We start from the raw sequence: 21,184 nt of genomic DNA, 5'->3' as shown, positions 1-21,184 counted from the left end.
CTATGTGAAAGTAGGACATTGCCAGGCTCCAAATTGAGAAAGCCGCTTCAGAAATGAAGCGGCTTTTTTACGTCTGCAGGAAAGCTATTGGCTTCGAGCCGTCAGCGTTAACCTTTGACATGCGTGTACTGCCACTTTTTAATCTTAAAAAACTCGCGCTCCCCATAAGAAAATATAAACTCGTAAACCTAACTATTGACTGCCTTTATAGTTACTGTAACTATAAACATTGCTAATTTGCTGTAGTAAAGGAATTAATTGCATGACAACTGCGCAGGTTGTGATCATTGAAGATGAGAAAGCGATCGCTGATACACTGATCCATACTCTAGAAATAGATGGCTTTGCTGTGCAGTGGTTTGCTACAGCGGGTGAGGGGCTTGAATATATTAAAAACAATATGCCTGCCTTGGTGATTTTGGATGTTGGTTTGCCTGATGCCAATGGTTTTGAGTTGTGCAAACAGATAAGAGAGTTCTCAGCGGTTCCAATTATTTTTCTTACCGCCCGAAATGATGAAATTGATCGTGTTGTGGGATTAGAAATAGGCGCCGATGATTATGTTACTAAGCCATTTAGCCCGCGAGAAGTGCTTGCAAGGGTTAAACTTAGAATTAGACATAGCGAAGCTGCGAGTAAAGTATCCATCTCTTCAGAACAAGCCTCAGGCCTTTATGCCGAAAATTTTGATTATCATTTCCAAAACCAAGCATTGGCTCTCACAGCATTGGAATTTAAATTGCTGGATAAGTTAATTAGCCATCCTCGCCAAGTATTCTCCCGTGAGCAATTATTGTTGTCGGCGCAAAATCACCAAGATGCTATCTATGCTCGTAATGTAGATAGTCACATCAAGGCTATTCGCAATAAATTACGCGCAGTATCGGCTCCGGAATGTATTCATACTAAACGTGGTTTTGGTTATTACTATGAATCTACCTAAGCCAACAAATACGGTATTTGCTCGTCTTAAAAGATGGCCTAAGATCCCGCTTGGACTGAGGCTGTTTTTACTCTACTTTGTATTAGTGATTTTAACCGCTTACTTGGTTAGCTCAACAGTTATGAGAGAGATCAAGCCAACGGTACGCCAAGCGAGTGAAGAAACACTGGTCGATATGGCAAACATGCTGGCTGTAATAGCAAGCAACCCAATGGCGAACGGCGATATTGCACAGAGCGCTTTTGCTAAGCAAATCAACTTTTATGGTTTGCGTGATCCCGATGCTGCGATTTGGGGTGTTGAAAAAAAATCAGTTAATCACCGAGTTTATATAACCGATCAACAAGGGATTGTAGTGCTGGATTCATGGCAGCAGGATGTTGGTAATGATTTCTCTAAATGGAATGACGTTTACCTCACCTTACGTGGTGAGTACGGGGCACGTTCAACTGCATTAGACCCCAATGATCCGCTATCAACAGTAATGCATGTTGCTGCACCAATCATGTATAACGATGAGATCATTGGCAGTGTCACAGTTGCTAAAGCGAACCGTTCTGTACAGCCATTTATTGATATTTCCAGGTATCGGGTATTAACTTGGTTAGCGTTAATGAGCGTACTCGCGCTTATCATTGGTGCGTTAATCGCGTGGCGTATAAATACTGCGTTATATAAGCTTGCAGACTATGCTGATAAAATGGGGCGCGGTGAAAAAACCAGTAAACCCACCTTTAGAGTTTTTTATGAATATAGCTTACTCAGTGATGCCCTTGAAAATATGCGTCGTCAGCTTGATGGTAAGCGTTACGTAGAAAATTATGTGCAAACTCTAACGCATGAGTTAAAAAGTCCATTGTCAGCAATCAAAGGAGCCAGTGAAATATTACAAACCCCTACCACGGTAGATAAACAACAGTTGTTTGCTCAGAATATTGAAACCGAAGCTACGCGCATGCAGCAATTGATTGATAAGTTGTTAGCTCTAACAAAGCTTGAGCAACTCCCAGAACTTGAACAGCGGCAATTAATTGATTTACCTGCTTTATTAGCGCAGATAAAAGCCTCTTGTATCAGCAGGCTAATGACCAAACAAGTAGAGTTAAGTGTTGTATGCGATAACAAAGTTGCTTTTGTGGGGGATCAATTTTTAATACAGCAAGGCTTGTATAATTTGTTTGAAAACGCGTTGGATTTTGTATGTGAACAGGGGAAAATCAATATTACGGTCACGCAAACCGCAGGAGAGCTTTGTATTAACGTCGAAAATACTGGCCCGAAGATACCTGATTATGCGTTAAAGAGAGTAACCGAACGTTTTTATTCGCTTGCCAGAAGTAATGGACAAAAAAGTACCGGCCTTGGGCTTAACTTTGTAGAACAAGTGGTTAAGTTGCATAAAGGAAAATTAGACATCCATAATACCCCGCAGGGCGTATCCGTTAAGCTGTTTTTACCAACTCCATAAAGACTCCATATAAGCACCATTTAAAATCCACTTTTGTCGATTACTCTAGTTCCTATATTAAATAGGGAGTAAAGATAATAATGAAACAAAAAATTGAAACGAAGTTGGTGATCATCATAGGCCTAATTGTACTGTTATTAGTGCCTATCTTTATGATCCAAAACCTAATTGATGAACGTGCAGAACATCAGCAACAAGTGCAAGCTGATATTGCTAAAAGCAGCAGCGGTGAGCAACAAGTCATTGGGCCGTTTATTCAAGTGCAATTTATAGAAACTCACACCGTGGAAGGCAACACCACTGAACAGTTAAAAACGCTGTTATTGCTACCTGAAACATTAACTATAAACAGTGAATTATCTTCTTTTGAAAAATACCGAGGTATTTATAAGGCGTTACTATATCGCTCCGAGAATCACTTTGCAGGCCAATTTAATACCGAGGCTTTAAATGAATTAGCCGGTAAAAAGATAAAACAGGTGCATATGGTGATGGCGATTAAAGATATTCGCGGTATTGGTCAGGGCAGTACAATGCGCATAAATAACCAAGAATATGCGTTGCAGCCTGGCACTAAGCTGGCGCAATTACCCGAAGGCGTTAATATTGAGCTCGATTTTAGTGCTTTACTAGAGCAACAGATGTTGGATTATCAAATTGATTTAAATCTACAAGGAATGCGTAAACTAGCTATTGCTCCTATCGGCAAAGAAACCAGTCTTAGCATGCAAGCCGATTGGCCACATCCAAGTTTCGTTGGCGATTACTTACCTATCGACTCAAGTATTTCAAAGCAAGGCTTTACTGCCAACTGGCAAACAAATTATTTTGCTACCAACTTAAAAGAGCTGTTTCAGCATTGCGTTTTTCAAAATCAGTGCGAGCAATTTAAGCAACGTAGCATGGGAGTTAATCTTGTTGATGGTGTTGATCATTATTTAAAAAGCTATCGTGCCAGTAACTACGCAATTTTAGTGCTGATATTGGTATTTGCCAGCTTCTTTTTACTCGAAGTGCTTCGCAGCGAACCTGTTCATCCGGTGCAATATGGCTTTGTCGGTTTAGCATTGGCCGTTTTTTACTTATTGTTAATATCACTTGGTGAACACCTAGGATTTAACCTTGCTTACTTATTATCAGCATTAGCTTCTTCATTATTACTAAGTATTTATGTGGCCGGAATGTTGAAAAATACTAAGCATGGTGGGTTGTTTCTGATTGCTATTCTGTTTTTATACAGCTTACTTTACGGACTATTAAGCGCAGAAGATTACGCATTGTTGATGGGTAGTTTACTGGTGTTTGTAGTGCTAAGTTTGATTATGATGCTGACCCGCACAGTAAATTGGTACCACACTAAATCACAAGCTGATGATTAATCACTGTTTGCAGAGGGCTGCATGATTGCAGCCCTTTAATTATTCAGGCCTAACACAGTTAGCATTGCATATAGCCGCTGAAGATAGGCTTATTATCCAGCGTTCATGTTATTAACTTGCTGATAAAAATACGGTTAGCTTATCGCCTATTTTTAAGCGATCGCTTGAAAGGCTGTTCCATTGTTTTAGCTTAGTGATGCTGACTTTGTAATGGTTAGCTATTTTCCACAAGCTTTCGCCAGATTTAACCTTATGCTCTATTTGCGTATCGGCTAACTGCGGTAGCACTAATTTTTGACCAATACGTATGGTACTATTTTTCAAATTATTAAATGCTTTTAGTTGGCTTACAGTTACTTTGTAGCGCTTAGCGATCACGCTCAAACTATCGCCACGCTTAACTGTATAATGTTGCCATTGGCTGTAGTCGTTAGAATCTTGATCAGCAATCATAGTCTCAAATTGCTTTTGCTCACTAGCAGGAACGACGAGATGCGGTGCATCAATAATCGCCGGAAAGCGAATGACCCCGTAGTTTAAGGGCTCTAACTGTTGCCATTGGGCTTTATTATCTAAAATAACTGAGCCAGAAATGGCTATTTTGGCAATTGCATCTTTATTTGCTATTGCAGGGAACGCCATTTTTTGGCTTTTTAATAATTGTGCCGCAGCAAGTAGTTTAGGTACATACTGACTGGTTTGCTGAGGGAGTTTTAAACTGAAAAAGTCAGTTGGTTTACCTTGCTTTTTATTGTTGCTGATCGCTCTAAGTACACGGCCTTCACCTAAGTTATAGGCTGCTATAGCGTGATACCAATCACCATCAAAGCGTTTGTATAAGTACTCCATAAAATCCAGAGCAGCGCGGGTACTGTCGATCACATCTTGGCGGCCATCGTACCAAGGGCTAATTTTTACCTTAAAGTACTTAGCAATGGCAGGCGTTAATTGCCAAAGCCCAGATGCATGCTTGTGCGAATAGGCACTGGCATCAAAGTCACTTTCAATTAGCGGCATTAACGCTAATTCTATGGGTAAGTTCCGCTTTTCAACCTCTGTGACAATATAATAAAGGTAAGGCTCAGCACGGCGACTAATTTCATCCATATAGTTTGGGTGAGATAAATACCATGCAATGCGTTGTTGCACATCTGGGTGGCTAGAATTGGAAAATGTAAGCTGCGCTCGGATGCGTTGCCACACACCATCGAGTTCCTGAGGACTTAAGGGAGCTATTTGCTCAATATTTTCGTTTTGTTCTTTAACAACAATATTTGGGTTAGCCTTAATATCAGGTTGTGAAGATGGTTGTTCGGGTGTGGTTTCACAACCGGATAAAATAACAACCAATGGCAGAATGCGGATAAATCGATTTAAAGACACGTACTAAACTACTCCGAAAATATAAATGCGGTTAACCTAAATCAGGCTAGCTTAACATAGCGTGAGTTAAGAATGACTTGTAGTTGAATTTAACTGTCCCTTAAATTGCTCTTTATAGCGACGCGATAAGTTAAGTACTTTGCCGGTTGTAAGTTTTACTTCACTGTCTCCGCTCGGTAGTGGCGTGATTGATTCAATCGCATCTAACCGAACGCCATGGGAGCGATGAATACGGCAAAACCCTTGCGGTTCTAACTGAGTTATAAGTTGGCTCATAGTTGCACGTAACGGGTAAATTCTTGCATCAATATGTAGATTTACATAATTACCGCTAGATTCAAGCCAGTCTATTTGTGCTACGCGGACAATAAATTCTTTTCCCAGTTTTTTTACCAGTAGTCTATCGAAATTTAAATTTTCAGGCGTATCTTCGCCTTGTCTGATCGGTGCTGCTTCACCACTTAATTGGCTCACTACATATTGATAGGTTTTAATAACAGCAATTAAAAATAAGAACCCCCACAAGTCTTTGCGGTATTCATAAAGTAATTCAAACCAGACCAAACCAAAGTCATAATACATGCCTTGTACGGTGTAAATGAGCTTGCGAATGGTGACCATAATGCCAATATGCAATAACGAAAAAGCAATGCTTGCCAGCAGATATAGCAGTAATGAGCGGGGGATTTTTTGCCAATTAAAAGGCTGGGTTTTTAATAGCCTAACTAAAGCGGGAAACAACAACAAGGTGCCAATAGCGCTGGAATATTCCCATACAAACGGCTCCCAGATCATAAATGGGAGTTCGCCATCTCGCTGGGCTTCCATAATGTTTGAGCTGGCATTTATAGTATTGTTGATAAAAATATAACTAGATAAAAATAATGCCGCATACCATCTCTGGTAGCGCTGAAAATGCGTTAAGGAGATCATTATTATTGTTACTCTTTAAAAGACCATAATTAGACTAGCAAGATAGTGATAGATCACCAAACTTATCATCCCTGATATCCACCGTTTATCCCTACTGACTGTTTTATCAGCCTTTTCTGATTGCTTAACGCAGATTTTTGTTCATATTTGTTATTAATTAGTCGTAAGCTAAATCTACCATGAAACTTAAAATAGTAATTAAAAACACAACACGTACGCTATTACAGCCATGGCTAAATGTATTTAATCAGCATGATGAACTGCCAAAGCGCCGTTATGATCTTGATTGGCTACGGGTGATTGCGTTTGGTTTATTAATTTTTTATCACACCGGCATGTTATACAGCCAAAACTGGGGATTTCATTTTAAAAGCCAGTATTTGTCTAGCAGTGTTGAAAATGTCATGTTGTTACTGTCACCGTGGCGAATGGGACTAATCTGGTTTATTTCAGGAGTAGCGCTGCGCTTTATTATTGCGCGCTTTAGTTTAGATATGTTTTTAATTACGCGCAGTGTAAAAATATTACTGCCTTTATTGTTTGGCATTTGGTTTATAGTGCCGATTCAGCTTTATGCGCAAATGAGCCAAGAGGTTGGTTTAGCTATGAGCTTTTGGCAGTTCTACCAGCAGTTCTTTGATTTAACTAACCCTTTATTTAATCACTACCAAGCAGGTATTTGGCCACATGTTGATGTAAACCATCTTTGGTACTTACGTTCGTTATGGCAATTTACTTTATTGCTGGTGTTAATGATACCGCTGCTTCATCACGCTACTGTGCAAGCAGTAATCACGCGTTTATGTGAGCGATCGTTAGTTATTGTTTTTATTGTATTGCTATTGCCGCTGTGTATTTTAAAACTGAGCTGGCCGAGTGATACATTCCGATACCCCATGGGCGCGTTGTTTTTACTTTACGGTTACTTGCTTGCTTGGCAGCCTGCATTTTACAGCCAACTGCTACGTCACTGGCAGGCGTTATTAGTGGTATTCATTTTAGGTTATTTAGTTGTCGTGCTGGGTTATCACATGATTTGGCAAAATCCTGCCGCCAGCCAATGGCAAATTACCAGCATGGATATGCTGTATACCGCGCAACGATTAGTCGGTGTATTATTTATGTTGGCACTTGCACAACGTTTTTTGAATCACGATCACCCTAAACTGGCTTTACTAAACTGTGCAGTATTCCCTTTTTATTTATTACATCAAAGTGTGATTATTGGCTTAGCCTTTTATTTGTCTGAACTGCAATTAGGTGGTTTGGTGGAGCCATTATTTATACTCAGCCTCACTTTCATTATTTGTTGGTTGGTGTTTATTGGTGCGCGTCGTATCGATCTATTAAGCCCATTTATAGGGATTAAAGTCACAGGTAAATATAAAGCATGGCAAGTTAAAGCGGGCTTTTGCTACGGGCTTATATTGGTAAGCCCACTGATCTTTAAGTTAATTTAACCAAACACACATCTAAAGCATGCGCCTTGTGGTTTTGGTACATAAATTAAATCACCGCCGTGGTTGAGCATAATTTGCCTTGATAGGCTCAAGCCAATACCTGATCCTTGTTGTTTAGTGGTAAAAAATGGTACGAAGATCATATCCACCACATGTTCGCTGATGCCTGGGCCATTATCGCTCACTTCAACATAGAGTTGTTGGCTGGCGTTTTGTGCCAAGCTGAGCTTGATGTTTGGCTGAGCGGGGCTTTGCGCGTTATATTTTTTGTTGCTGCTTAGCACTTCAAATGCGTTCTTTATAAGATTTACTAATACTTGCTCTATTTGACTACTGTCTAGCATCACTAATTGCTGGCTTTTAATTGTAAGTTCTATATTGATTTGCAGCTCACGCGACTGTTGTTGATGCAAGGTGACAATACGCGATAGCATATCGGCTAAATTTTCAGGCGCTAAATTGGGTTTAGGTAAGCTGCTAACTTGGCGAAAACGAGCAATAAAGTCGCCTAAATGTGCCGTTCTTGATGCTAAGGTACTTAGCGCAAGCTGTAAGTCTTGTTTATCTTCAATATTAATAAAACACAGTTCTTGTGGCAGTAAATTACTGCACGTATCAGCTAACGATGAAAGCGGAGTAATAGAGTTGGCAATTTCGTGCGTAAGTACTTTAGTTAGGCGTTTATACGCTTGTTGTTCTTTGAGTTGTAGTTGGTCATGAATTGATTGTAGGCTTACTACGCGGCGCACTTTGCCTTGTATTTCAGCGATACTGAGTTGGATAGAAAGCGTGTCGTGCTGCTCGCCATTTTGCCAATAGGTGGTGCTGCGCATATTGTTCTTGGCGTTCAAAATTAGTTCACCAACAGCGCCTAATTCTCGTAGATGCTGGAAGCTTTTACCCAGTAGTTTGCTGACTGCTGGGTTTGATTCGATCACCTCACCATTGTCATCACATACCATAACCGCTAAATCAACATGAATAAGCAGTGCTTGCAAAAACTGCGCTTGTTGTTCGGCATTAAAGCGTGCTGTTTGCATTTGCGTTTTTACTTGCTCAAATTGCTTAAGCATTGGGTGTTGTTGGCCAAGACCTAAGGTGCTGTCGCCATTGGCTAAGGCGCGGATCACCATTTCTGCTTGTTTTTGTTGTCGCTTAAATAGCGTAAAAATATGCGCTATTAACGCCACGGCGACTAAAATTATTAATAATGTCGTCGCTGAAAAACCATGCTTTTGTAATGCATAACTAAGCAATGCACTTGCACTTATAAGTGCGATAATATTAAACGAAAGCAATAAATTAGCACGCATGATTATAGCCTATACTTTTCAAGGCGACGATACATCGCGCCGCGAGTTAAACCAAGCGCTTTGGCTGCATGACTAACATTACCTTGATGGTGCTTCAGTGCTGCGCGAACTGTGCGTTGCTCGAGAATATCTAAATCAAAGGTATCGTATTCAGTCTCACTTTTTAGCGCCTGACCACTATTGCCAGTGCTAAGTGCGGTTGTATTACCAACCACTGAGCTTATATCTAGTGTATCTCCTTCAGTTAAAATAACAGCACGTTCTATAGCATGAGCCAATTCACGTACATTACCTGGCCACGCGTATTGGCAAAGTGCATTCATATCATCATCGCTAATGGTTAAGTCGCGTTTATATTTTTGCGCAAAGTGTTTTAGATAGTAATTAGCTAATAATGGAATGTCATCACTGCGCTCTCTCAGTGCCGGTAGCCGAATTTCAACGGTGTTTATCCGGTATAGCAAATCTTGGCGAAAGCGCCCGTCAATAACTGCTTGCTCAAGGTTATCGTTAGTGGCACAAATAAGGCGAATATCAATATCAATCGCTTTACTGCCGCCAACTGGTGTTATTTGCCTATTTTGTAGTGCAGCCAGTAATTTAGCTTGGTGTTCAAGTGGTAAATTACCCAGCTCATCTAAAAATAAGCTACCGTCTTGGGCAAGTTCAAATTTACCAATTCGATCGCTTTTGGCATCGGTAAATGCGCCTTTTTTATGGCCGAATAGCTCACTTTCAAATAGGTTTTGTGCCACAGCACCCATGTCTAAACTCATAAAGGTTTGATTATGGCGCATACTTGCTTGATGAATGGCATGCGCGGTGAGTTCTTTACCTGTGCCGCTTTCGCCGGTGATCAGTATATTGGCATCAGTTTGTGCGGCTTTTTCAATGGTGGTGAATACCTGCTGCATAGCGGCGCTTTGACCTAAAAACTCAAATGGCTGATTATTGAGTACTTGATTAAGGCCGTCCTTCTGAAGAGTTAGTTGACCTACTTGCTGTTTGTCTTTGGCATGTGAAAAAGCCGCCGCCACAGCGCCAAGTAATTGCTCGTTTTGCCAAGGCTTGGCAATAAAATCAGAGGCCCCCGCTTTAATTGCATCTACTGCAAGTTGAATATCGCCGTAGGCAGTCATTAGTAATACAACAATATTTGCATCTTGCTCGATGATTTTTTTCAGCCAATAAAAGCCTTCTTTGCCGCTGATGGAGTCTTGGGTAAAGTTCATATCGAGTAAGATCACATCGATTGGCTGATCAACTTTGCGTTGCTCGTTAATGATGTCTGCAATATCAAATGGGTTGTCAGTGGTTTTAACGCTTTGGTAATGCTGTTTTAGCAAGAGCCGTGCGGCGATGAGAATATCGGGGTTGTCATCAACAATTAAAATTGAGCCTGTGTGTTTCATGATTTTTATTTTTATAGAGTTTTATTTAGCCTAAAACAAAAAAGGAACAGTGTCCATAAATGGACGTTTATAAAATAAAAAAGTGTTCTATTAACGGACACTACAAACATAATAATAATTTCATTTAATTATAAGGTATTGAATTTTAATATTAAATAAAGTTGGCACAGCGTTTGTAATAACTATCGGTAATTAGTTTATTAAACCTGTATCAAGGTGGCCAACATGGATAAGAAAATAGAACGCTCATTTACTCAAAAGTATTTAAAGAAATTCACCTTTGCAGCATTGGCATTGGGTGTTGCTGCCGCTGCGTATGGGTTTACACAAACAGGTAATACAGGTCGTAGCCAGAATATTGAGCGCAGTAGCTTAACCGTTAGCACGGTGAAACAAGGTGCATTTAAAGATGCCTTAAGCTTACGCGGTCAAGTGGTACCAAAAACCAGTATTTACCTTGATACCATCGCCGGTGGGCAAGTTGAGGAGCGTTTAGTTGAGCAAGGCGAATATGTTGAGAAAGGCCAACCCTTGGTGCGCTTAAGCAATACTAACTTGCAACTTGATGTAATGAGCCGCGAAGCACAAGTAACTGAACAGCTTAATTTTTTACGTAATACGCAAATGACCATGGAAACCAGCCGGTTAAACCTACGCCGTGACTTATTGGAAGTCGAACTAAAGATCACAAACCTTACCCGTCGTTTAAAGCAAACTAAACCTTTAGTTAAAAGTGGCGTATTAGCGCAGGATCAACTTGCAGAGCTAGAAGAAGATTTAGATTATTACCGAGCTCGTAAAGAGCTCTCTATTGAGCGCCAAAAGCAAGAAAACTCAATCCGTGAGGTGCAAGTCGCACAGTTATCAGACAGCGCTAAAATGCTTGAAAAAAACCTGCAGTTTGCGCGTCGAAATCTCGACAATTTATTAATCAAAGCACCTGTTTCAGGCTACCTAAGCGAGCTTGATGTGGAAATTGGTGAATCTAAAAACAGTGGCGCGCGATTAGGCCAAATTGATATTCCAAATGAATATAAATTAGTGATACGCCTTGATGAGTTTTATTTAAACCAAGTACAGCGTGATATGACCGTGATGATTGAACTTGAAAGCGGCACAGTGAACGCCAAGGTGAGCAAAATTGATAGCCGCGTACAGCAGTCGCAATTTCAAATTGAAGTGGATTTACCAAATAACACCAAAAGCATTAAGCGCGGCCAAAGCATTGATATTGAGTTAATGCTAGGGGATGACAAAAACAATGCCTTACTGCTTAAACGTGGCGCCTTTTTCACCAACTCGGGCGGTAACTGGGTTTATGTTATTGAGCAAGGTGGTGATAAAGCAGTGCGTCGTGATATTCGCTTAGGCAAAAAGAATCAAAACTATTTTGAAGTGCTTGAAGGGCTCAATGCTGGGGATCAAGTGATTACCTCAAGCTACAGCAACTTTGATAAAGCACAGCAATTACAATTTTAAGGAAAATAACAATGATCAAACTAACTAATTTAAGCCGTATGTTTCGTACTCAAGATGTTGAAACAACAGCGCTAAGCAATATTAACTTAACCGTAACCGAAGGCGATTTTTTAGCGATTATGGGGCCCTCTGGCTGTGGTAAATCAACTTTGCTGTCTATTTTAGGTATGTTGGATTCACCAAGTGCAGGTAGCTTTGAATTTGCTGGAACAGACATCGCAGGCTATAGCGAAAAGCAGTTAGCAGAGCTGCGTAAAGCCTCAATAGGGTTTGTATTTCAAAGCTTTAACTTGATTGATGAGTTAACAGTATTTGAGAATGTAGAGCTGCCATTGCAGTATCAAAAAATAAGCAAAAGCGAGCGCAAAGATCGCGTTGAAGCCATTTTAAAACGCGTAGGTATTGATCACCGAGGCGAGCATTTACCACAGCAACTGTCAGGTGGTCAGCAGCAGCGGGTAGCCGTTGCGCGTGCATTAGTCATCAATCCAAAGCTTATATTAGCCGATGAGCCAACAGGTAACCTCGACTCTAAAAATGGTGATGAAGTCATGGCGATGTTGCGTGAATTAAATAAAGAAGGTACCACGGTTATTATGGTTACCCACTCAGAGAAAGAAGGTAATTACGCTGATCGCTTAGTGCGCTTACTTGATGGCCAAGTGATGGTTGATAAAGCGAATTTACAGCAACAATCATCAAGTGTTGCGGATGCTGTTGTTGCGTAATGCTCGTTTACTATCGTTACTTATTGCAGCATGTTGCTGTGCAATTGATAAGATCTAGTGCAGCAATCTTATTTATTACATTAAGTGCTTTTGCACTCAAACATGATCTGTCTTATGTGTACCTCAGTGATATGGTAAGTGATTTTGTGGCTTGCCAACTGTTTTTGTTCTAACCCCTTGGGGTAAGAAGGAATTTGATAATGTTTAAAAATTATATCATGACCGCAATGCGCTCATTTAAGCAGCAAAAACAACATTTTTTGCTCAATGTACTTGGTTTAAGTATTGGTTTAGCGGCGGCTATTTTAGTGGCTATGTTTGCCTTTTACGAAGCGTCTTATGATAAGCAGCAACCCAATGCGGAGCGTGTTTATCGTGTTAATCAGTATTTTACATCTTTAGGGGTTGGCGGGCCGATGACCAACAAAGATCTTATGAATACCTTTAAAGACATGGCTGAAATAGAAGACATACTATCACTAGAGCCTAGTCCGCCTGGTGCTGAATTTGTGCGTGATGATGTGGGTTATAAGTTAGAAAGTATTGCGTCGGCAAGCACCAATATAGCTGATTTTGTGAATATTGACTTAGTTGCAGGCGACTTAGCCAAAGTGCTTACTACACCAAATATGCTCGCATTGAGTGAGCAGTACGCTATACGTATTTTTGGCCGCACGGACATTATTGGTGAAACCTTAATACAAGGGAGTAAACGTTGGCAGGTTGGGGCGGTATTTGCTGATTTACCTGAAAATACGCACTTCTTTTTTCAAGGGTTAATTAAAGAGTTACCAGCCAATACTCAATATCAAAACATGAATAGTGCCTCTTATATTCGAGTAAAACCAGGTACTGATGTTGAAAAGTTGGCAGAGACTATTGAGCAACGCTACATGAAAATTGCTTACGAAAACCCAAATTTAGCAAAAATGACATTACATCCGCTAACGTCTATTCATTTAACTTCCAACTCTAACTATGAAATGAAAAAGAATGGCTCGCTTTCAACGCTGCGGATTTGTATTGGTTTGAGTATTTTATTGGTACTTTTAGCTGCGTTTAATTTTATTAATATGAGTATTGCTCAATCGGCAAAACGTGCCAAGGAAGTGGGTGTACGTAAAGCACTTGGCGCGAGTAAATTACAAATTATAAGCCAGTTTTTAACCGAGTCATTACTTATTACCATTATTGCAGCATTAATTGCCTGTATGTTGGTTGAATTGCTAACACCTGCTTTTAATCAATTAGTCGATAGGCAGTTATCGCTTAATTATAACTCTTTATTGGGCGTCGCTATTGCTGTTGTTGTAATATCAGTTGGTTTGCTTGCGGGGATCTATCCTGCCATGTTTATGTCAGCATTTAGTGCAAAAAGAGTGCTCAGTGGTGACATGCAACGTGGTCGCACAGCCATTGCGGTTAGAAAAGGTTTATTAGTTGTACAATCGGCATTATCTGTCGGTTTAATTATTGGCGCTTTATTGCTGCAACAACAGCTTGCTTATTTACAGTCTCTACCAGTGGGCTATACCAAAGAAAGTAAATTGGTTATCAGTGATATATCAGCTGAAGATATATTACACAACAATAATACAGCATTACTAAATCGTATTAACGGGATTGATGGCGTAAACAAAGTCAGCGTTATGGATGTTGATGTAACAGGCTCATATAAATCGTCTCTTACATTTACGGCCGATAATGGTCAATTTACCAAACAAAGTTTACCCATTATTGGCGCAGGTAACGACATAGCCCAAACATTGGGCCTAACATTGGTCGCTGGGCGAGATTTCAGTGAAAAAATGGCTGCTGATTGGTTTAGTGAAGTCAGTGATACTAAAGCAACGGCTTCAGCCATATTGACTGAGTCGCTAGTAAAACAAGCCGGTTATGCAACACCAAGTGATGCAATTGGCAGTACATGGCGCACAAGTCCGGGCAATGGCAAAGATTTAATCTTAACAGTTGTCGGTGTGGTTAAAAATATTAAAGTAGGCAGTGTTAAAGACGCGCAGCCCTCTACCATCTTAATTTGTGGCTACACAAATAGTTGGGACGGCCGCGTTATCGTAGACATGGACGCTGCTAAAATACTGCCTATTAAAGCGCAGCTTGCAAGTATTTTAGAAGAGAACCTCGCAATTCACGACTCACAAATAGATATGCTGAGCGAAAACTACCGTGCGCTTTATCGTAATGATGAACGAGCGACCGAGTTTGTCACTTTATTTTCTGGTTTAGCCGTATTTTTAGCGTGCGTGGGCACCTTTGGCTTAGCATCATTCTCGGTACTACGTCGCCAAAAAGAAGTCGCGGTACGCAAAGTCCTTGGCGCATCACGCATCAGCATTATGAACTTAATAGCAAAAGAGTTTTTGATTTTAGTTGCCGCAAGTATCGCAATCGCTTTTCCTCTAACTTATTGGCTGGTGGGCGATTGGTTAGCCAACTTTAATGAGCGTGTTGATCAAGCGCTGTGGGTTTATCTGGTTGCAGCTCTAAGTGTTGCTGCAATTACTTGGCTCACGGTTGCAAGCCTCGCCTTTAAAGCCGCCAGCACACGGCCATCGTTAACACTAAGATATGAGTAATAACGAGTAAAGAACCCTACTTAAGGTCTATCAGAACACCGATAGACCTTTTTCTTGTTTAGGCCTCTTAAATATCTTTAATCTTAACAGCGGGGTTTCCTGCAACAACTGTATTCGCTGCCACATTTTTTGTTACTATCGACCCTGCGCCAATAACAGCATTATCGCCAATGGTAATAGCTGCTAAAATAATAACCCCCGCGCCAATCCAAACGTTATTGCCAATAGTAATCGGTGCTGCAAAGTTCTCTTTATTGAGTCGCTCGGCTGGATTGACTGCATGAGATACGGCCAATAGTTGAACGTTCGGGCCAATTAAACAATCACTGCCAATAGTAATTGCCCCCTCACTAATGGGGGCATCTAACACCGTACAATTAATGTTTATAAAAGTACGATCACCAATTTCAAATTGCGAGCCATAGTCACAGTGGAAGCCTGCCTCAATAATCACGCCTTCACCACATTGAGTAAATAAACTCTTAATGCGTTTTAAATTACCTTTGCTGGGGCTTTTGTTAAACAAGCGGCAAGTCTCATGGGCGGTTTTGCGTTGCTCAAGCAGCTCTTTTTGGCGTGGATTAAATAGTTTTAGCATATTATTCAGAAGTGTTTAGCCATTTCTTTACCCATTCAGACTGGTGAACGAGCAAGTAAGATAGGTTTTCTTTAGCTTGATATGTATGTCCTTCATACGGAAGCATAATTAGCTGAGTCGTCTTTTTATTAGCAATTAGTGCCTGATACATTCTCATTGATTGCATTGGGTAAGTGCCCGAGTTTTGATCGCTTTCACCATGAACTAACAATAAAGGCTCATTTATTTTGTCCGCATAAATTAGAGGGGATATATTAATATATGTTTCCTTTGCTTGCCATAGATTACGTTTTTCACCCTGAAATCCAAAAGGGGTAAGAGTCCTATTGTAAGCACCACTTCGAGCAATACCAGCTTTGAATAGATCTGTATGCGCGAGTAAGTTAGCCACAGTAAAGGCTCCATAAGAATGCCCCATAACAACTAATCTTTGAATATCAATAGAGCCAGTATCTTCTAAAGCATTGACTGCAGCTTCGGCATTTAAACGAATCTGATTAATGAAGTCATCGTTAGGCTCTCCCCCATTAAATGAAGTGATTGGCATTGAGGGAGATTCGAAAACGGCAAAACCGTCATGAAGAAATACCAAGGGACTTAGCGGATCAAACTCTCTAAATAAATTCGTGCGTACTGTATTTTGCTGGCTCAGTTTTTTGTTTTTAAATTCATCGGGGTAAATCCATAAAATAGCAGGGATTTTATCTGATTTATTCCTTTTATAATTGTTAGGTAAATGCAGCGTTCCAACCAGATTTAATCCATCGCTTCTGTTGTAATTGATAGTAAGTGGCTGGTTAACAAAACTATTTTTATTTTCGCTTGATAAAAGTGAAATCTGTTTTTTGAAACCTTTACTCGTTAATGCGTAGTATTGAGGTGCGCTTGTATTATTTTGCTTTTCTATTATTAAGGTGTCATTAGCGATTCTTAGGGGCATTTCTATATTGTCAGCATTGCTTAAAAATATAGTTTCAACAACGTGATTCGATGTATTAAAGGATTGAGCTATTGGCTTTATACCTTCTTTACTTTGTCCTGAGGAAAAGAAAAATAAATAATTATCTTGTTCAACTAAAACTTCATATCCTTCAGGCGTACGGAGAGTCTGTGGATCACCAAAGTCGTTGAACTTATCACGATAATCTCTTTCATGGATTAAATAATTCACAGAAGTTTCGGCGTTGATTAAGGTAGTTCTTGCCTGTTTGCTATCATAGCGCCATTCTTGAAGTACACCTATTCCTGAAACGCCCCATAATACATCGTGAACTCTCCATTTTACTTGATGCACCAGTTTTTTATTCTCGTCAAATGGACTTACCAGTTTGTAGATGTGATCATGGTAAGTTTGAGCTAAAGACATGTCACCTCTATCACTCGCTTCGACCCAAGTCACAGTTGAGTCTTCTGATGGTAGCCATTTAACTAACCTAGCGCCAATAGGTACGCTATCTTTAGATTTAGGTAGATTAATTTTATCGTTTAAATTGGGTAAGCTGTATGTGGTAGTTGGCTCTTCTATATTAACGATATTATAAGCGCTCCCCCATTTTTTATAAGGTAAATAAGATGACAGCTCACTCGGTGGCATCGAATACAGTAAATACTTACCATCAGGAGAGACGGAAAAATCATTAAATAAGCCACTTTTAGTTAATGTAGAAACTTTACCATTGAGGTCTATCTTCACTAATTTGGTTTGATTGATAGATGTAAACTGATTCTTCATCTCGTCATTTATTAATAAGCTTTGATGGGTCCGCCCTTGATCTTTTTGCAGCTCAGATGACAACAAATTGGGTTTTTTACGTATATATTCAGATGTCTTTATTGGCAAATTTCGCTGCTTGACGACAATACTTTGGCCATCAGGTAGCCATCGCAGATGTCTTCCGCCAAGACTTGTGGATAAATTGAGATCTGTTAGTTTGTTAGATACATTGTTATTTATATCGTACAACCATAGGTTTGTATTGGCACCCTGCTGAATTAAAAATGCGACTTTTTTAGCATCAGGAGACCAATTAAAATCGACAATCACTCCTTCTAGAGTCTTAATTTCTTCTCTAGCGTTTGTTGCAAGATTAAATAAAGTTGCGCGGCTATATTGGTCAGTATCAACTCTGCTCGATAAATCAGTATAAAAATCCAGACCAGCTAATGCGACGCGCTGTTGAGATAAATATTCAATAGATGGGTATTCAATTTGGTGTAAAAATAAAACCAGCTCCCCATTTGGTGATAATGAAATAGTTTCTTGCCCTGTAGACTCTATGAGATTAGCCCACTTACTATTATCTATTTCAATAGCTTCAACGTATGATGAGGCAATGAAGCATAACGCTATAATAAGATAAAGTTTACTCATTTCGTAATGCCTTTATTGGATCTTGTCGTAACGTTTGGTTGATCGGAAAAAAGCTGGCAAGTACTGATATCGCTAATAAACCCAGCCAAATGACCGTTGTTAACCACCAGTCTATAGGCAGGTCAACCCCAGGTAATGACATACAATAGCCTATAATTAAAAATGCCAACGAAAAGGCTAACACTAAGCTCATTATTATGGGTTGCATGAGTTCTAATAAGCTTTCTTTTAGTAACCTATAATTGTCAGCCCCCATAGAAAGTTTTACGCCTAAGCTATATCTGCGCACTTTAACTAAATAGCTAACAATACCGTTTATGCCAATACACACCATCAGCAGCGATGTTGATGCCAACACAATAGCCAGCCATGCTGCATTTAAGTGACGTTGCCTTTTTTCATCAAACATACTTGTTAAAGAGGCTATGTTATTAATGTCTAATCGTTGATCTACTTCTAATACTGCTTGTTGAATATGGGCAATTGCATTATTTTCATCAGCAACAGTAATCAAATATGTAAATTGTTGCCAACCAGGGTAATCTTTAGGTGTAAAAACTTCAAAGTCTTCACTTTCAGGGCTGCCCGGTACATAGGTGTTGCTGACAATACCTATGATTGAGTAGTATTTTTTATTATCAAAACTCACTTTACTGTTTAGTACTTCATTACTGTTTTTATTAAGTAAATCTGCAAGGCGTTGATTGATAATGATCGGTGGGTTTTCGAGTTGTTCATCCCCTTTGGCAAAGCCATTACCCGTTATCGTTAAGTTAAGTTCAGTAAAGTAATTGGCAGTTACTAAGCTATTACGTGCTTGGGCAATATACTGTCCAGCTTCGTTATATATTTGATTGACATTAACCGTTTTTGGCAGCCTCATTTCGGATGACACAGCTAAGCTGCTCACATTGTTAAGCGCCAGCAACCTTTGGTTAATTGCTTTGTGTAAATTAATACGTTCGCCGGATTTATCGACATTACTATAGTTTATTGTTAATGAATATTTACCTTCTGTATCCAGTCCGTTATCTCTGAGTGCTTCCGAAAGTGTTACTAAAACTACGTGGCTAGCAGTGGTTAATACTAAAAACGAAAACAAAATTTGCAGACCAACAAGTAAATGGCTGGTGGCTGAACTCATTTGCTTGCCCGTGCCTTTACCGCTGCTTTGTAGGCTGCTCATTAAGTTTTGCTCTTTCACTACACTAAGTTCTATAAATGAATAGAGTGAGGCAATACTAATAATTAGAAAAGCTGAAAATAACAAAGTATTAAAGCTAAGAGAAAGCGTGTCTAAACGTTGAATGGCGTCAGCTGCTAGGTTTTGAATAACGATAAAGCCGATTTGAGTAAGTGTTAAAGCAAGTAACACTGCAATACTAATAAGTAAAATATTGTGTTTTAACGTTTCAATAATTAGTTGTTTTTTGCTTGCCCCAAATGCAAAGCTGATTGCAAGGGGTTTGATGCGCGTAATGGCTTTAGCGAGCTGCATACTAGAAAGGTTGATAAGTGCAATGAGCATTAATAAGCACACACCCAATAATAGCATTAATACAATTTTACCGCTGTCACCCCTAAGTGCATCATTAAATGCAATAACACGCGCATTGACAGTAAAATCTTTTAAAATATCAGCGGCATGTAACTGTGCACCTTTAAGTGATAAGTCAGCTAATTGTTCCGTGATCTCTTGCTCTGAGGCTGTGGGCTTAAATCTAACAACACTCTTATACGCGCCCATGAAACCGTTAGATGTTTTAGGGTTAAAAGCTTCGTCTGCATCAATAGGAAGCCATATTGCATCATTTATATTGCTATAAGTGGGTAATATAAGATCATCGGGGGCGACACCAACAACGGTAAAGCGACGTTGATTGAGCTGTATTTTTTTACCAACAATATTCGGGTCACCACTATAGTGGGTTTGCCAAGCGCGGTAGCCTAATACGACCGACATTTGCTGAGTACCGAGTGCTTCTGTTTTGTTAAATAACCGACCAAGTTTGGGTTGTACGCCGAGTAGATCAAATAAATTATGTGTGGCAAGTATTACGTCCACAGCAGGTCTTGTTGGTTTATCTAGTAGCTTGTAGTCAGTCCATCGATGGTAAGCAGCAACATCAGTAAAAACGGTATTTTCACTCTGTATGTAGCTCATTATTTTTGAGTTACTAGCGGGCCCTGAATAACCTTTAGAATTAATTGTGCCTTCAAGCAAATATAAGTTATCGCTCTGCTGATAAGGTAGTGGGGCGAAAAACACTAGATCAACCAAGCTAAATGAACTAAGCACCATGGACAGTGTAAGTGCCAGTGTAAAAACGGTGGTGAAATAGTATTGTTTGGCACGTTTAAAAGTATTGTAGGCAGTTTTTAACATGACTGAGCAACCTGTTCTACATTTGCAGGTGTGCTTGGCACGAGTTCATCGTTTTGGGCAACTACAGTACCGTCTCTTAACTGGATATTGCGCGTAGCCATATCGGCATAACGGGGATCATGGGTAACCAATACAATGGTGGTGCCTTGCTGATTAAGATCTTTTATTAACGCCATGATTGCATCGCCGTTTTTTGAGTCTAAGTTACCTGTGGGCTCATCGACCAGCATGATGCCAGAATCGCCAGCTAGTGCGCGTGCAATCGATACGCGTTGTTGTTGACCACCAGAAATTTGATTCGGATGTAAATCAGCTTTATCAGCCAAACCTACTTTTTCTAGGCAATCTAACGCTCTTGCGTGACGTGAAGATAGCGAGTCTCCCCGATATTTTAATGGTAAAGCGACATTTTCAAGTACGGTCATTTCATCAATTAAGTTAAACGATTGAAACACAAAGCCAATGCGATTACCGCGTACTTTCGCACGTTGGTTTGAGTCCATATCAGAGACGAGTAAACCGTCAATGTAATATTCACCACTTTGAGGGGTGTCGAGCAGCCCCATAATGTTAAGGAGTGTTGACTTGCCGCAACCAGAAGGCCCAGAAATAGAAATAAACTCGCCGTCGTACACGGTAAAGCTAATCCCTTTTAAAATTTGACTGACTTGTTCGCCATTAGAAAAAGACTTGCTTAGGTTATTAACTCTTAAAATTTCAGTATTCATATTATT

The 21,184-nt window shown here is 39.9% G+C and carries 15 protein-coding genes; 7 read left to right on the top strand and 8 right to left on the bottom strand.

What is annotated here, in order from left to right; translation table 11 throughout:
* The first annotated feature begins 262 nt into the window (after positions 1 to 262).
* The 3 genes from H5158_RS13030 to creD all read left to right on the top strand — a co-directional run bounded on the left by H5158_RS13030 (position 263) and on the right by creD (position 3,790).
* The gene (locus tag H5158_RS13030; protein WP_182740175.1) at positions 263 to 943 is read left to right on the top strand and encodes a response regulator; all 681 of its coding nucleotides are present in this window, start codon (positions 263 to 265) and stop codon (positions 941 to 943) included.
* Complete coding sequence (creC, locus tag H5158_RS13025) at positions 930 to 2,411, top strand: two-component system sensor histidine kinase CreC (RefSeq protein ID WP_182740174.1); 1,482 nt, start codon at positions 930 to 932, stop codon at positions 2,409 to 2,411. Before H5158_RS13030 ends, creC begins: the two co-directional genes overlap by 14 nt.
* Before the next feature lie 80 nt (positions 2,412 to 2,491).
* A complete protein-coding gene (creD, locus tag H5158_RS13020) occupies positions 2,492 to 3,790 on the top strand; it encodes a cell envelope integrity protein CreD (RefSeq protein ID WP_182740173.1) in 1,299 nt (432 codons plus the stop codon).
* Between the two features lie 111 nt (positions 3,791 to 3,901).
* On the opposite strand, the gene H5158_RS13015 is transcribed toward creD, so the two are convergent.
* Positions 3,902 to 5,173: a LysM peptidoglycan-binding domain-containing protein gene (locus H5158_RS13015; RefSeq protein WP_182740172.1), complete on the bottom strand. Its 1,272-nt coding sequence runs from the start codon at positions 5,171 to 5,173 to the stop codon at positions 3,902 to 3,904.
* A gap of 66 nt (positions 5,174 to 5,239) precedes the next feature.
* A complete protein-coding gene (locus tag H5158_RS13010) occupies positions 5,240 to 6,103 on the bottom strand; it encodes a LytTR family DNA-binding domain-containing protein (protein WP_182730743.1) in 864 nt (287 codons plus the stop codon).
* A gap of 182 nt (positions 6,104 to 6,285) precedes the next feature.
* On the opposite strand from H5158_RS13010, the gene H5158_RS13005 reads away from it, so the two are divergent.
* A complete protein-coding gene (locus H5158_RS13005; protein WP_182740171.1) occupies positions 6,286 to 7,566 on the top strand; it encodes an acyltransferase in 1,281 nt (426 codons plus the stop codon).
* Here the strand turns inward: H5158_RS13005 and H5158_RS13000 are convergent.
* Both H5158_RS13000 and H5158_RS12995 read right to left on the bottom strand, forming a co-directional pair.
* Complete coding sequence (locus tag H5158_RS13000; RefSeq protein ID WP_182740170.1) at positions 7,563 to 8,879, bottom strand: PAS domain-containing sensor histidine kinase; 1,317 nt, start codon at positions 8,877 to 8,879, stop codon at positions 7,563 to 7,565. The two genes, H5158_RS13005 and H5158_RS13000, sit on opposite strands and share 4 nt — an antisense overlap.
* Before the next feature lie 2 nt (positions 8,880 to 8,881).
* Entirely contained in the window at positions 8,882 to 10,291 is a 1,410-nt protein-coding gene (locus H5158_RS12995; protein WP_182740169.1) for a sigma-54 dependent transcriptional regulator, read from the bottom strand.
* Between the two features lie 225 nt (positions 10,292 to 10,516).
* Between H5158_RS12995 and H5158_RS12990 the strand changes: the two genes are divergently transcribed.
* The 3 genes from H5158_RS12990 to H5158_RS12980 all read left to right on the top strand — a co-directional run bounded on the left by H5158_RS12990 (position 10,517) and on the right by H5158_RS12980 (position 15,095).
* Positions 10,517 to 11,770, top strand: a complete 1,254-nt coding sequence (locus H5158_RS12990) for an efflux RND transporter periplasmic adaptor subunit (RefSeq protein ID WP_182740168.1) — start codon at positions 10,517 to 10,519, stop codon at positions 11,768 to 11,770.
* Between the two features lie 11 nt (positions 11,771 to 11,781).
* The gene (locus H5158_RS12985; protein ID WP_182740167.1) at positions 11,782 to 12,498 is read left to right on the top strand and encodes an ABC transporter ATP-binding protein; all 717 of its coding nucleotides are present in this window, start codon (positions 11,782 to 11,784) and stop codon (positions 12,496 to 12,498) included.
* 200 nt (positions 12,499 to 12,698) lie between these two features.
* Positions 12,699 to 15,095, top strand: coding sequence for an ABC transporter permease (locus H5158_RS12980; protein WP_182740166.1), 2,397 nt, complete (start codon positions 12,699 to 12,701; stop codon positions 15,093 to 15,095).
* Positions 15,096 to 15,162: 67 nt separating this feature from the next.
* Here H5158_RS12980 and H5158_RS12975 read toward each other — a convergent pair whose 3' ends face one another.
* From H5158_RS12975 to H5158_RS12960, 4 genes are read right to left on the bottom strand one after another with little or no spacing between them, the layout of a single operon-like run.
* Positions 15,163 to 15,693, bottom strand: a complete 531-nt coding sequence (locus H5158_RS12975; protein WP_149982305.1) for a sugar O-acetyltransferase — start codon at positions 15,691 to 15,693, stop codon at positions 15,163 to 15,165.
* Position 15,694: 1 nt separating this feature from the next.
* Positions 15,695 to 18,064 carry a prolyl oligopeptidase family serine peptidase gene (locus tag H5158_RS12970; RefSeq protein ID WP_182740165.1) on the bottom strand — a complete coding sequence of 790 codons (2,370 nt, stop codon included), beginning with the start codon at positions 18,062 to 18,064 and terminating at the stop codon, positions 15,695 to 15,697.
* Positions 18,057 to 20,450, bottom strand: coding sequence for an ABC transporter permease (locus H5158_RS12965; protein ID WP_182740164.1), 2,394 nt, complete (start codon positions 20,448 to 20,450; stop codon positions 18,057 to 18,059). Before H5158_RS12965 ends, H5158_RS12970 begins: the two co-directional genes overlap by 8 nt.
* Positions 20,444 to 21,178 carry an ABC transporter ATP-binding protein gene (locus tag H5158_RS12960; protein ID WP_149982302.1) on the bottom strand — a complete coding sequence of 245 codons (735 nt, stop codon included), beginning with the start codon at positions 21,176 to 21,178 and terminating at the stop codon, positions 20,444 to 20,446. The genes H5158_RS12965 and H5158_RS12960 overlap by 7 nt, the downstream gene beginning before the upstream one ends.
* Positions 21,179 to 21,184: the final 6 nt, after the last annotated feature.

The sequence above is a fragment of the Pseudoalteromonas sp. SR45-6 genome (assembly GCF_014163545.1).
Lineage (GTDB): Bacteria > Pseudomonadota > Gammaproteobacteria > Enterobacterales > Alteromonadaceae > Pseudoalteromonas > Pseudoalteromonas rhizosphaerae.
The sequence above is the reverse complement of the archived record's forward strand: the minus strand, read 5'-3'. Positions and strand labels throughout refer to the sequence as shown.